This window comes from Amycolatopsis sp. DSM 110486, from assembly GCF_019468465.1.
In the GTDB taxonomy this organism is placed as follows: Bacteria; Actinomycetota; Actinomycetes; order Mycobacteriales; family Pseudonocardiaceae; genus Amycolatopsis.
In genome coordinates this window covers 8863756-8876351 of the sequence record NZ_CP080519.1, presented here as the reverse complement: position 1 = coordinate 8876351, position 12596 = coordinate 8863756, and the positions used below count along the sequence as shown (strand labels likewise).

The window sequence follows — 12596 nt, the reverse complement described above, 5'->3', positions numbered from 1 at the left end:
AGCGCTTCAGCCGTCACCAACTCGTGCGGCGTGTCACGAACCGACGAGCACCACGTGCAGGGTCCGCGGCCCGTGCACGCCTTCGACACGGTTCAGCTCGATGTCGCTCGTGGCGCTGGGCCCGCTGATCCACGTCTGCGGCCGGTCCGGGTCCAGCAGCGCGACCGCCTCGGGTACTCCCGGCACGATCTGGTCCTCGCGGACGACGCACACGTGCACGTCGGGAACCAGGCTGAGCGCGCGACGGCCCTGGCCCGGGCCGTGGTCGAGCACGAGCGTGCCGGTGCGCGCGATCCCGACGGCCGCGGTGGTGACCACGGCGTCGCAGGAGTCGAGGTCGTCGGCGTCGGCTGCCCCGCCGAGGCCGACCGGGAAGCCGTCGGGGACCAGGATGTTTTCAGCCGGACCCAGCGCGGCGCGGACGGTGTCGGCCAGGTCGGCCGGCGTGCACCGGCTGAGAGTGGCGCGGTAGTCGACCACGCGTTCGGCGAAGAGGGCAACCACGTCCGCGGGCGATGGTGCGCTGCGGTAGCCCCTCGGCACGGGTGCCTCGGCGCGGTCGGCGTCCCGCAGAGCGCCGCGGACGGCCGCGAGGATCTCGTCGCGCGCGCTCATCGGCGGCCCGTCCGGCGCCACCACGCGCGGAAGGACTCCGGCGGTGGTGCGGGCAGGTCGCGGGCGCCGGTCCACAGCGAGGCGGGCCAGGGCAGCCGGCGCACGGCGCGTCGGCCGCCGGGCAACACGGCGCGGCCGAAGCGGTTCAACGCCTTGCCCGCCGCACCCATCCCGCGTTCGGCGAGGGTGAGCCGCCGCTCGTCGGACAGGACCCAGGCCGCGGATTTCATCGCCACCGCTTCGGGTTTCGGCGCCCCGCCGCGATGCGCGTCCACGACCTGGGAGCGCAGGTGGACGAGCACTTCGGGGATGTCGATGCGGACCGGGCACGCTTCGAAGCAGGCGCCGCACAGGCTGGAGGCGTACGGCAGCGAGTCGGTTTGCTCGTCGACGCCGACGCCCTTGAGCAGCGGGTTGAGGATCGCACCGATCGGGCCCGGGTACACCGAGCCGTAGGCGTGGCCGCCGGTGCGCTCGTAGACCGGGCACACGTTGAGGCACGCCGAGCACCGGATGCACCGCAGCGCCTGCCGCCCCACCTCGTCGGCCAGGGCTCGCGTGCGGCCGTTGTCCAGCAGCACCACATGCATCTCCTGCGGCCCGTCTCCGGGCGTGATCCCCGACCAGGTGGAGGTGTAGGGGTTCATGCGTTCCCCGGTGCCGGAGCGTGGCAGCAGCTGGAGGAACACGTCCAGGTCGGACCAGGTTGGCACGATCTTTTCGATGCCGACCACGGAAACCAGCACCTCGGGCAGCGTCAGGCACATGCGGCCGTTGCCCTCGGACTCGACGACGACCAGCGTGCCGGTGTCGGCGACCGCGAAGTTCGCGCCGGACACGGCCATCCTGGCGCGCAGGAACTTCTCGCGCAGATGCAGCCGCGCGGCGCCCGCGAGCTCGGCCGGATCGTCGGTCAAGTCGGCCGGTGCGGGACGGCCGACCGCGGCCATCTCACGGCGGAAGATCTCGCGGATCTCCGCGCGGTTGCGATGGATCGCGGGCACCAGGATGTGGCTGGGCAGATCGTCGCCGAGCTGCACGATCAGCTCGGCCAGGTCGGTCTCCCACGCCGTGATGCCCTGGGCGGCGAGCGCCTCGTTGAGGCCGATCTCCTGCGTGGCCATCGACTTGACCTTCACGACCTCACCGACGCCGTGGCCGTGGGCGATCCGCGCGACGATGTCGCACGCTTCGGTCGCGTCACGGGCCCAGTGCACGGTCGCGCCGCGGGACTGCAACGCCGCTTCCAGCGTCAGCAGGTGCTCGTCGAGGTGCCGCAGGGTGTTGTCCTTGATCGCGGCGCCCGCGAGGCGCAGCTCCTCCCATTCGTCCACCTCCCCGACCACGGCCGCGCGTTTGGCTCGGATCGTGCTGGTGGCGTGGGCGAGGTTGCGGCGCAGCTGGCTGTCGGCCAGCGCCTCGCGCGCGGCCGCCGGAAACGCGGGCATACCGACGAACGTGGCACTCACGCGTCCTCCTCGGTCGAGGCCAGTACGTCGGCCAGGTGCAGCACGCGGACGCCGGAGCGTTCGCGCGAGAGCAGGCCGCCGATGTGCAGCAGGCACGAGTTGTCACCCGCGACGAGCACCTCCGCGTCCGTGTCGCGGACGTGGCGGGCCTTGTCCGCGCCCATGGCGGTGGACGTCTCGGCGTTCTTCACGGCGAACGTCCCGCCGAACCCGCAGCACTCTTCAGCGGCAGGGAGCTCCACCAGGTCGAGCCCGCGCACGTTGCGCAGCAGCTGCAAGGGTTTGTCGCCGACGCCGAGCATGCGCAGCGAGTGGCACGTCGGGTGATACGTCACGCGGTGCGGGAAATACGCACCCACATCCGTCACACCCAGCACGTCGACCAGAAACTCGCTCAGCTCATACGTTTTCGGCCCGGTCTCCGCCAGCCGCGGCTCACCGGCGCGTCGCGCGACCATCCGGTGCTGATGGCGCGCCGAACCAGCACAAGAGCCCGACGGGGTGACGATGTAGTCGTACCCGGCGAACGCGTCGGTGAAGGCGCGCACCACGGGCACCGCCTCGTCGAGGTAGCCGGTGTTGACCATCGGCTGCCCACAACAGGTCTGCGCCTCCGGGAAGTCCGCCTCGACGCCGAGGCGCCGCAGCAGCCGGAACACCGCCTTGCCGGTGTCGGGGAACATCGTGTCGTTGATGCACGTCACGAGCACGGCGACCTTCACGCCACCACTCCCGCCCCGCTCAGCCGCGCCTCGGCGGCGGTCCAGTTCCCGCCGCCCGGCTGGTAACGCCGCAGCGGCTGGGTTTCGCGGATCAGCCTACGCATGGCCGCGAGGTCCGGCAGGCCGGCACCGAGGGCCCGCGCCTGTACGAGGACGTTGCCCAGCGCCGCCGCCTCGACCGGCCCGGCCAGCACCGGCACGCCGCACGCGTCGGCCGTCAGCCGGCACAAAAGCTCGTTGCGGGCCCCGCCGCCGACGAGGTGCACCACGTCGACCGGCCGGCCCGTGACCTGCGCGGCCTGCCGGACCGCGCGCCGGTACGCGAGCGCGAGACTGTCCACAATGCACCGCACGAGCTCGCCCCGGCTTTCCGGCGGCCGCTGCCCGGTTTCGCGGCAGGCGGCGGCGATGCGCGCGGGCATGTCGCCGGGCGGGAGGAACTCGGGTGCGTCGATGTCCACGACGGCCGCCAGCGCGGGTGCGGCGGCCGCCTCCGCGAGCACTGTCGCCAGGTCCGCGGGCTCGCCGTGCGCGGCCCAGGTCCGCAGGGTTTCGGTGAGCACCCACAGGCCCATCACGTTGCGCAGGAAGCGGATCTTGCCGTCGACGCCGGTCTCGTTGGTGAAGTTGGCCGCCAGCGCCGAGGCGCCGAGCTGCGGTTCGTCGAGCTCCAGCCCGACCAGCGACCACGTGCCGGAGGAGATGTAGGCGAAGTTCGTGCCGGGCTCGGCCGGCACCGCCACCACCGCCGACGCCGTGTCGTGCGAACCGACGGCGACCACCGGCAGCTCCGGTTTCCCGAGCTCTTCGGCCAGCGCCGGCAGCAGCGTCCCGATTCGCTCCCCCGGCTCGCGCAGCGGAGGCAGCAGCCGCGCCGGAATGCCGGCCCGCTCGGCGAGGCCGGCCGCCCAGGTCCGCTCGCGCACGTCGTAGAGCTGCGTGGTCGACGCGTTGGTGCACTCCGCGCCGACGCTCCCGGTGAGCCAGTAGCCCAGCAGGTCCGGGATCAGCAGCATCTTCTCTGCCGCCGCGAGCCGGTCGCCTTCGGACACCAGCTGGTAGAGCGTGTTGAACGGCAGCTCCTGCAGCCCGGTGACGGCGAACAGCTCCGGCGCGGGGATCGTCCGGTGCACGAACTCCGCCACGCCGTCGGTGCGGGAGTCGCGGTAGTGCACGGGGTTGCCGAGCAGCCGGCCGTCGGCGCCGAGCAGCCCGTAGTCGACAGCCCACGAGTCGATGCCGACACCCGTCACCTCGCCGGCGTCGCCGAGCCCGGCCAGCACCTCGCGGTACAGCCCGAGCACGTCCCAGTGCAGCGTGGAGCCGGTGGCGTTCGCGACCCGGACGCCGCCGTTCGGAAACCGCCGCACTTCTTCCAGTTCGAGCCGCCCGGGCCCGACCGTCCCGGCCATCACCCGGCCGCTGGTGGCACCGAGGTCGACGGCGGCCACGCGCATCACCCGCACACCCATCAGCCGGACACCACGGTCAGCTCGAGTCCCAGCAGGTCCGCCACCGCCTTCAGCTCGGCGACGCGGTGACCGGTCCCCAGCGCCCAGTGGTGGTTCACCCCGGTGGCCGACCACGCGTCGGTCCACTCGCCGGGGTCGCAACCGAAGTCCACCCGCGAGGTCGTGTTCCCGATCTGCAACAGCGGCCCGGGCACGACCTCGCCTTCCGACGCGACGAGCACGAACGTGCCGTCGCGCAGCTGGCCGAGGCCGCACAGCGTCACCGGGCCGTGCTGCACGTCGAACTCGACGGACACACCCCAGCCCCGCTTACCGTGGTAGACGCCGAGCCCGCGCAGCAGCGGCTTGCGCGCGCTGATCGCCAGGTGCGCCGGGCCGTCGTGGCCCATCTCCACCACGTTGTCACGAAAGTTCAGCGCCTGCAGCTCGGTGAACGAACCACCGGCACCGAGCCGGTCCAGCAGCAGCATCGCCAGTGACGCCCGCAGCTCGTACTCGCCGACCGTGGGCACTCCGCGGGCCGTGAGCAGCGACGCGCCGAGGATGAACCCCGCCCCGACGCGCTCGTGGGTCTCGCCGTCGAGCCCGCGGTGGTAGTACGCGAGCGAGTCCAGCCCGAAGTCCCCGACCAGGCGGTCCAGCGCCACCGAAAGCTTGGCGCCCCAGGCGAAATCCTCGTCGACGACCGAATCGTCCACAGTGAACACTTCGCGTGCGAGCGCCATCCGGGCCGCCGTCTCGGCGTCGGTGACCTGCTCCACGCGCACGCGCAGGTCGTCGACCTCCAGGATCTCGACGTGCCCGCCGAGCTGAGCCGACACCAGCGTCGGATCGGTGGCCACGTCCATCATCCCCGGGTAAAGGTGCCCGAGCAGGCCGTGGCGGCCGTGCCGGAACGCCGCGCGCACGCCGGCCGCCTTGATCCACCGTGCGATCTTCACCCAGGCCCGCTCGTCTTCCAGGTACCCGGACACCGAGCGGAACTCGACGCCGACGCGGCGGAACGCGTTGGCCATCTCCGGCAGCGGGCAAGCCCCGCAGTAGGCCAGCCACGCGCCCGTGTCGAAGGACGCGTGGTCCATCGCCTCGGTGGGCTGCAAGTTCAGCAGCAGCACCGGCGAGCCCGAACGCTGCGCGATCGGCACCAGCATGCTCGACGTCAAGTACGTGGTCAGGAAGCCGATGATCAGGTCGCAGTCGGCCACCCGCAGCTTCTCCGCGGCGGCCGCGCCTTCGGCCGCGTCGGAGATGAACCCGGCGTCGACCACTTCGCAGTCCAGTCCCGACAGACGCTCGGCGACCCGGCGCGCCGAGGCCTGCAACTGCGGCAGCAGGTCGGGGAACTGCGGCCAGTACGCGCCGAGCCCGCCGGCGACGAGGCCGACGCGGGTGCGGCGCGGGGTGATGCGGTCCAGTCCGGACGGGACGGACCGCGCGAGCGTGTCGGTCATGAGGTCCTCTCCCTAGCGGAGGAAGGCCGCGGCCACCCCGGCGTCGACCGGGATGTGCAGGCCGGTGGTGTGGGTGAGGTCGCCGCCGGTCAGCGCGAACACCGCGGCGGCGACGTGTGCGGGCAGCACCTCCCGCTTGAGGATCGTGCGCTGGGCGTAGAACTCGCCGAGCTTCTCCTCCGGCACCCCGTAGACCGCCGCGCGCTGCGCGCCCCAGCCGCCAGCGAAGATGCCGGAGCCGCGCACGACGCCGTCGGGGTTGATGCCGTTGACGCGGATGCCGTGCTCGCCGAGCTCGGCCGCGAGCAACCGGACCTGGTGTGCCTGGTCGGCTTTCGCCGCGCCGTAGGCCACGTTGTTGGGGCCCGCGAACACCGCGTTCTTCGACGAGATGTACACGACGTCCCCACCAAGGCCCTGGGCGATCATCGCCCTCGCCGCGGCCTGCGAGACCAGGAACGAACCCTTGGCCATCACGTCGTGCTGCAGGTCCCAGTCGCGTTCCGTGGTCTCCAGCAGGGGCTTCGAGATCGAAAGGCCCGCGTTGTTCACGACCAGGTCGATGCCGCCGAACGCCAGCACCGTGGCGTCGATCGCTGCAGCCACCGCCGCTGGCTCGGTGACGTTCGCAGTTACCGCGACCGCCTTGTCCGCCCCGCCGATCCCGGTGGCGACCTCCGCCGCGGCTTCCGCGTTCAAGTCCGCGATCGCGACGCAGGCGCCTTCGGCCGCGAGCCGTTCGGCAATCGCGCGCCCGATGCCCGAGCCCGCGCCGGTGACCAGCGCGATCCGCCCGGCCAGCGGCTTGGGCTTGGGCAGGCGCTTGAGCTTGGCCTCCTCGAGCGCCCAGTACTCGATCCGGAACTTCTCGCTCTCCGCGATCGGCGCATACGTCGACACGGCTTCCGCGCCGCGCATCACGTTGATCGCGTTGACGTAGAACTCCCCCGCCACGCGCGCGGTCTGCTTGTCCTTGCCGAAGGAGAACATGCCGACGCCGGGCACCAGCACGATGGCCGGGTCGGCACCGCGCATGGCCGGCGAATCCTCAGTGGCGTACCGCTCGTAGTAGGCGCGGTAGGACTCGCGGTACTCGGCGTGCAGCTCCTTCAGCCGCGCGACGACGTCCTCCAGCGGCGCGGTCGCGGGCAGATCGACCACCAGCGGCCGGACCTTGGTGCGCAGGAAGTGGTCCGGGCACGACGTACCCAGCGCGGCAAGCCGCCCGAGCTTCTCCCGCGAGAGGAACTCCAGCACCACGTCGGCATCGGTGTAGTGGCCGACCTGCCGCTGATCCGTGGACGCGAGTCCACGGATCAGCGGCGCCAGCGCCGCGGCCCGTGCGCGGCGCTCATCCTCCGGCAACCCCTCGAAACCGGGGACGACCATGCCGAACGGCTCGGCTTTGCCGCGTTCGGCGAGAAACTTCTCCGCGGTGCGGATGATCTCCAGCGAGTTGCGCCGGCTCTCCTCGGAAGTCGCGCCCCACGCGGTGATCCCGTGGCCCCCGAGGATCACGCCGATCGCCTGCGGATTGGCCTCCTTCACCGCCGCGATGTCCAGGCCGAGCTGGAACCCGGGCCGGCGCCAGTCCACCCACGCGACGCGGTCGCCGAAGCACTCCTTGGTCAACGCGGCACCGTCGGCCGCCGTGGCCAGGGCGATGCCCGAGTCCGGGTGCAGGTGGTCCACGTGCGCCGCCTCGACCAGGCCGTGCATCGCGGTGTCGATCGACGGCGCCGCCCCGCCGCGCCCGTGCAGGCAGTAGTCGAACGCGGCGACCATCTCGTCCTCGCGCTCGACACCCGGGTAGACGTCGACGAGTGCGCGCAGCCGGTCGAGCCGCAGCACGGCGAGCCCAGCCTCCGTCAACGTGCCCAGGTCACCGCCGGAACCCTTGACCCACAACAGTTCGACGGGCTTGGCGGTGACCGGGTCGAGCACCTCGCCCTTCGCGGAGGTGTTGCCGCCGGCGTAGTTCGTGTTCCGCGGATCGGCGCCCAGCGCGTTGCTGCGGGCGATGAGCTCCTCGGGCACGGTCATGCTCATGCTCCCCATCCGGCCTGCTGCCCGTCGGCACGCTCGGCCTCGATCTTCTGCTGGTAGCCGCTGCGGTGGTAGGCGGCGACCGGGTCCGGGTCCAGCCCGGCGTCCTCGCGGATCTCGGCCAGCAGTGGCCGCACGTCGGTGTTGTAGGCGTCCATCAGCACGGCGTTGGCGCCGAGCACGTCGCCGGACTGCTGGGCCACGCGCAGAGCGGGCCGGTCCACGAGCAGGGCCTTGGCCGTGGCTTCCTGCACGTTCATCACCGAGCGGATGATCGCGGGGATCTTCGCCTCGATGTTGTGGCACTGGTCGAGCATGAAGTTGATGCCGTAGGCCGGGTCCAGCGCGTCGCCGCGCACGATCTCGTACAGGATCCGGAAAAGCTGGAACGGGTCCGCGGCGCCGGCCATCAGGTCGTCGTCGGCGTAGAAACGCGAGTTGAAGTCGAACGCGCCGAGCTTCCCGGCCCGCAGCAGGAACGCGACGATGAACTCGATGTTCGTGCCCGGCGCGTGGTGGCCGGTGTCGATGCACACCGTCGCCTTCTCACCCAGCTCGATGCAGTGGGCGTAGGAGGTCCCCCAGTCGGGGACGTCGGTGGCGTAGAAGGCGGGCTCGAACAGCTTGTACTCCAAGAGCATCCGCTGGTCGTCGCCCAGGCGGTCATACGCCTCGCGCAACGCGGCAGCGAGGCGGTCCTGGCGGTCGCGCAGGTCGTCCTGGCCCGGGTAGTTGAGGCCGTCGGAGAACCACAGCTTCAGATCGCGCGAGCCCGTGGCGTCCATGATGGAGATCGCCTCGAGCAGGTGGTCGGTCGCCTTGCGCCGGATGCCCGGGTCGGGGTTCGTGACCGAGCCGAGCTTGTAGTCGTTGTCCTGGAACACGTTGGTGTTGATGGCGCCGATCCCCACACCGAGGTCCTCGGCATAAGAACGCAGCGCGGCGAAGTCGTCGACCCGGTCCCACGGAATGTGCAACGCGACGGTCGGCGCGACTCCGGTGAAGCGGTGCACGGTGGCCGCGTCGGTGATCTTCTCCTCGGGCGTGCGGGGAACCCCCGCCTGGGTGAAGACCTTGAACCGGGTGCCGGAGTTGGCGAACGCCCACGAGGGGGTCTCGATCCGCTGCGCCCGCAGAGCGGATTTCACGGCTGTCAGGTCGGGCAAGTCGATCACGTCTTTTCCCGTCACGCGCTCGCGCGCTCGTCGTCCAGATGAAAAACCTCGGTGAGCAGGGCGAACCCCTCGTCGGGCCCGCGGCCGTCGAGGCCGGTGAAGAACTGCGCCATCTCGGCCTGCCACCGGGTGTTCACCTCGGTCTCGGCCATCGCGGCCTGCGCCGCGGCGAGGTCGTCGGCCTCGACGTAACCGATCAGCAGGCCGTCCTCACGCAGGAAGAGCGAGTAGTTGCGCCAGCCGGTGTCGCGCAGGGCCGCCTGCATGTCCGGCCACACGGCGCGGTGGCGCTCGGCGTACTCGGCCATCCGCTCGGGCCGCACCTGCAGCTGGAAGCAGTATCGCGCCACGGTCTCCGTCCTCGGTGGACTCGATGGGTCCGGCGGATCCGGCCGGGCCGCGCAGGCCCGGCCGGAACTCCGCTCAGAAGTTGAACTTGTCGATGTTGTCGGCGTTGAAGACGGTCGGCGGGCCGAGCACGATCTCGCCGTCCGCACCGATCGTGTACTCACCGAGCTTGCCGGCCTTGAACTTCTGGCCCTGCGCGCCGGTGATCTGCCCGGAGCTCAGCGCCACACCCGCGTAGGCGGCGAGGTAGCCGATGTCGGCCGGGTTCCACAGCGCGAACTCCTTGACCGTGCCGTCCTTGACGAACGCGCGCATCTGGTTCGGCGTGCCCAGCCCGGTGATGGCGACCTTGCCCTTGTAGCTCGACGAGCTCACGTAACGGGCCGCGGCCGCGATGCCGACGGTGGTCGGCGACACGATCACCTTCAGGTTCGGGAACGACTGCAGCAGGCCCTGGGCCTCCTGGAACGACTTCTGGTCGTCGTCGTTGCCGTAGGCGATCTTGTCGAGCTTCAGCTTCGAGTACTCCGGCTTGGCCAGTTCTTGCTTCATCACGTCGATCCACGCGTTCTGGTTGGTCGCGTTGGGCGTCGCCGACAGGATCGCGATCTCGCCCTCACCACCGGCCAGCTCGTTCGCCATCTTCGCGAGCTGCTCGCCGATGCCCTGGGTGCTGGCCTGGTTGATGAACACGTCGCGGCAGTTCTTCGCCGCGTCGGAGTCGAACGCCACGACCTTGATGCCGGCACTGCGGGCCTGGTTGAGCGACGGGCACACCGCGTTCGGGTCGTTGGCAGCGATGCCGATCACGTCCTGCTGCTGCTGGATCAGCGTGTTGATGTAGCTGACCTGCGAGGACGCGCTGGCGTCGTTCGGCCCAACAAGCTTGTAGGTGCCCTTGAGCTCATCCAGCGCCGTCTTGCCGCCGCCGACCTCGATGTCGCTGTATGGGTTGTTGAGCTGCTTGGGCAGGAACGCCATCTTCACGCCCTGCTTGCTCGCCGCGTTCGGGTCCGCGGACGCCGTGGACGCGGCAGGGCCGGACGCCGTGCTGTCGTTCTTCGTGGTGCCACCGCACGCGGTGAGGCTCAGGACCAGGCCTGCCGCACTCACCACCGACACGACGCCGGTCAGGATTCGTCGGGACATCTTCGTCACCTTTCTGGGTTACTGCTCGGCGCCGGCGAGAGCTCCGGCTTTCGGGACGGGGATCGTCGCCTGCGCCGCTGCAGCGCGGCGCGGGAGGAGGAGAGGATGTTGGGCAGCAGCACCGAGATGATCAGCAGCACGCCGGTCACGATGTTGAGCGCCTCGTTCGACACGTCCTGCAGCCGCAACGCGTTCTGCAATGCCGACAGCAGCACCACACCACCGAGCACGCCCGGCAGCGTGCCCTTGCCGCCGAAGATCGAGACGCCACCCAGCAGCACGGCCGCCACCACGGCGAGCTCGAGACCGAACCCGTTGTCGGCGCGGGCGCTGGAGTAGCGCAGCGTCCACAGCACCCCGGCCAGCCCGGCGACCGCGCCGCTCACGACGTAGAGCCAGAACTTCGTGCGCCCGGTGCGGATGCCGGCGAACCGCGCCGCCGTGTCGCTGGCTCCGGCCGCGAACACACCGCGCCCGATCGGGGTGGCGTGCAGGACCACGCCGAACACGATGGCCAGCACGATGAGCGGGATGAGGACGTTGGGGATCGAGCTGCCGCCGAGCGTCCCCGTCACCCACGAGGTGTAGGAGCCTGGGAAGTCGGCCACCGCGCTGTCGCCGAGCACCACGAACGCGAGGCCGCGGTATAGCGCCATGGTGCCGATGGTGACGGCCAGCGAAGGCAGCTTCAGGACCGTGACGAAGAAGCCGTTCACCGCGCCGAGGACCGCGCCCAGCACGATGCACAGCGGGATGATCATTTCGATCGTCAACCCGGAGTTCCACAGCGAACCCATCACCGCGGACGTGAGCCCGAGCGTGCTCGCCACCGACAGGTCGATCTCGCCGGTAACGATGATGAACGTCATCGGCAGCGCCATCAGCGCGATCGGCAGGAGGTCCAGCAGCAGGAACGTGTAGTTGCGGCCGGTGCCGAAGTTGTCGATGGTGCCCGACGCGACGAGCAGGACCACGATCGCGATCGCGATGACGGCGACGTCCCAGCTCGCGAGCCGCGCCAGCCAGGCGGGCCGCCGGGCCGCGGTGGTGGGATCAGACATGGGAATCCCTCTTCTTCAGTGCCTTGGCGACGCGTACGGCGACAAGCCGGTCGGCGCCGATGGCCAGCAGGATCAGGGCGCCGACGATCGCCTGCTGCCAGAACTGGTCGATGTCCAGCACGGCCAGCGCGCTGCCGATCACCGTCAGCAGCAGCGCGCCGAGGCTCGCGCCCCACACCGAACCGCTGCCGCCGAACACGGCGACCCCGCCGACAACCGCGGCGGCCACGACGTTGAGCTCGTACCCGGTGCCGGCCGCGGCGTCGACCGTGCCGAACCGGGCCGCGAACAGCACGCCCGCAAGGCCGGCCAGCGCTCCGCTGACGAGGAACGCGATGGTGGTGTTGCGCCCGACCTTGATGCCCACCAGCTGCGCGGCCTGCGGGCTCGAGCCCATGGCGTACAGCTCACGGCCGCCGCGGTAGTTGCGCAGCACCACGCCGGCGATGACCATCACGAGCACCGCGATCAGCACCAGCCACGGCACCCCGAGCACCGACGCGTCGCCGAAGTCGAGGAACGAGCGCGGGAGCTTGTCGGCGTTGATCTGCTGCCCGCCGGCCCAGAAGTAGACCGCGCCACGGAACGCGTACAGCGTGCCGAGGGTGACGACCAGCGCCGGCACGCGGCCGAACCGGACGACCGCGCCGTTGATCAGGCCACACGCGGCGCCGACGACCAGGCCTGCGAGCAGTGCCACGATCACCGGCAGGCCGGGGTTGTCGCGCAGCATCGTGCCGACGGCGAAGGCCGACAGACCGAGCACCGAACCCACGGACAAGTCGATGTTGCGGGTGATCATCACGACGGCCTGCCCGACGGCCAGCACCGCGAGGATCGCCGTGCCGAGCAGGATGTCGCGGATGCTCTGCCCCGAAAGGAACCGGGAGTTCTGCGTCGCGGTGAACACCACGAGCACGATCAATGCCAGCACGATGCCCGACTCGCGAGCCTTGAACACGGTCCCGAACACCGATCGCCGCTCCCCCGGGCTCGCCTGGCGGGGTGGCGGGGCCGCCACCTTGGTCGCGTTCACGCGGCCTCCTTTTCCGACGTTCGTGTCGTGTTCGCCGCGGCGGGCGTGCGGA

At 70.8% G+C, this 12596-nt stretch carries 11 protein-coding genes; all 11 read right to left on the bottom strand.

Features of this window, described 5'->3' with window-relative positions; all coding sequences use genetic code 11:
• Positions 1-33 precede the first annotated feature (33 nt).
• Positions 34-615: an LUD domain-containing protein gene (locus K1T34_RS42910; protein ID WP_220240358.1), complete on the bottom strand. Its 582-nt coding sequence runs from the start codon at positions 613-615 to the stop codon at positions 34-36.
• Positions 612-2063 carry a lactate utilization protein B gene (locus tag K1T34_RS42905; protein ID WP_220247697.1) on the bottom strand — a complete coding sequence of 484 codons (1452 nt, stop codon included), beginning with the start codon at positions 2061-2063 and terminating at the stop codon, positions 612-614. The genes K1T34_RS42910 and K1T34_RS42905 overlap by 4 nt, the downstream gene beginning before the upstream one ends.
• 17 nt (positions 2064-2080) lie before the next feature.
• Positions 2081-2806, bottom strand: coding sequence for a (Fe-S)-binding protein (locus K1T34_RS42900; RefSeq protein WP_220240357.1), 726 nt, complete (start codon positions 2804-2806; stop codon positions 2081-2083).
• On the bottom strand, positions 2803-4263 hold the full coding sequence (locus tag K1T34_RS42895; RefSeq protein WP_220247696.1) for a rhamnulokinase family protein: 1461 nt from the start codon (positions 4261-4263) through the stop codon (positions 2803-2805). Before K1T34_RS42895 ends, K1T34_RS42900 begins: the two co-directional genes overlap by 4 nt.
• Before the next feature lie 14 nt (positions 4264-4277).
• Positions 4278-5729: an L-fucose/L-arabinose isomerase family protein gene (locus tag K1T34_RS42890; protein ID WP_220240356.1), complete on the bottom strand. Its 1452-nt coding sequence runs from the start codon at positions 5727-5729 to the stop codon at positions 4278-4280.
• 12 nt (positions 5730-5741) lie between these two features.
• A complete protein-coding gene (locus K1T34_RS42885) occupies positions 5742-7772 on the bottom strand; it encodes a bifunctional aldolase/short-chain dehydrogenase (RefSeq protein WP_220240355.1) in 2031 nt (676 codons plus the stop codon).
• A gap of 2 nt (positions 7773-7774) precedes the next feature.
• The gene (rhaI, locus tag K1T34_RS42880; RefSeq protein ID WP_220247695.1) at positions 7775-8950 is read right to left on the bottom strand and encodes an L-rhamnose isomerase; all 1176 of its coding nucleotides are present in this window, start codon (positions 8948-8950) and stop codon (positions 7775-7777) included.
• Between the two features lie 11 nt (positions 8951-8961).
• A complete protein-coding gene (locus K1T34_RS42875) occupies positions 8962-9300 on the bottom strand; it encodes an L-rhamnose mutarotase (protein WP_220240354.1) in 339 nt (112 codons plus the stop codon).
• 73 nt (positions 9301-9373) lie between these two features.
• The gene (rhaS, locus tag K1T34_RS42870; RefSeq protein WP_220240353.1) at positions 9374-10447 is read right to left on the bottom strand and encodes a rhamnose ABC transporter substrate-binding protein; all 1074 of its coding nucleotides are present in this window, start codon (positions 10445-10447) and stop codon (positions 9374-9376) included.
• A 5-nt stretch (positions 10448-10452) separates the two neighbouring features.
• Positions 10453-11508, bottom strand: coding sequence for an ABC transporter permease (locus tag K1T34_RS42865; protein ID WP_220240352.1), 1056 nt, complete (start codon positions 11506-11508; stop codon positions 10453-10455).
• The gene (locus tag K1T34_RS42860; protein WP_220240351.1) at positions 11501-12544 is read right to left on the bottom strand and encodes an ABC transporter permease; all 1044 of its coding nucleotides are present in this window, start codon (positions 12542-12544) and stop codon (positions 11501-11503) included. Before K1T34_RS42860 ends, K1T34_RS42865 begins: the two co-directional genes overlap by 8 nt.
• Positions 12545-12596 lie beyond the last annotated feature (52 nt).

Coding starts and splice junctions, on each gene's coding strand:
- K1T34_RS42910 (WP_220240358.1), bottom strand. CDS start 615: ATGAGCGCGCGCGACGAGATCCTCGCGGCCGTCCGCGGCGCTCTGCGG.
- K1T34_RS42905 (WP_220247697.1), bottom strand. CDS start 2,063: ATGCCCGCGTTTCCGGCGGCCGCGCGCGAGGCGCTGGCCGACAGCCAG.
- K1T34_RS42895 (WP_220247696.1), bottom strand. CDS start 4,263: ATGCGCGTGGCCGCCGTCGACCTCGGTGCCACCAGCGGCCGGGTGATG.
- K1T34_RS42890 (WP_220240356.1), bottom strand. CDS start 5,729: ATGACCGACACGCTCGCGCGGTCCGTCCCGTCCGGACTGGACCGCATC.
- K1T34_RS42885 (WP_220240355.1), bottom strand. CDS start 7,772: ATGACCGTGCCCGAGGAGCTCATCGCCCGCAGCAACGCGCTGGGCGCC.
- rhaS (WP_220240353.1), bottom strand. CDS start 10,447: ATGTCCCGACGAATCCTGACCGGCGTCGTGTCGGTGGTGAGTGCGGCA.
- K1T34_RS42865 (WP_220240352.1), bottom strand. CDS start 11,508: ATGTCTGATCCCACCACCGCGGCCCGGCGGCCCGCCTGGCTGGCGCGG.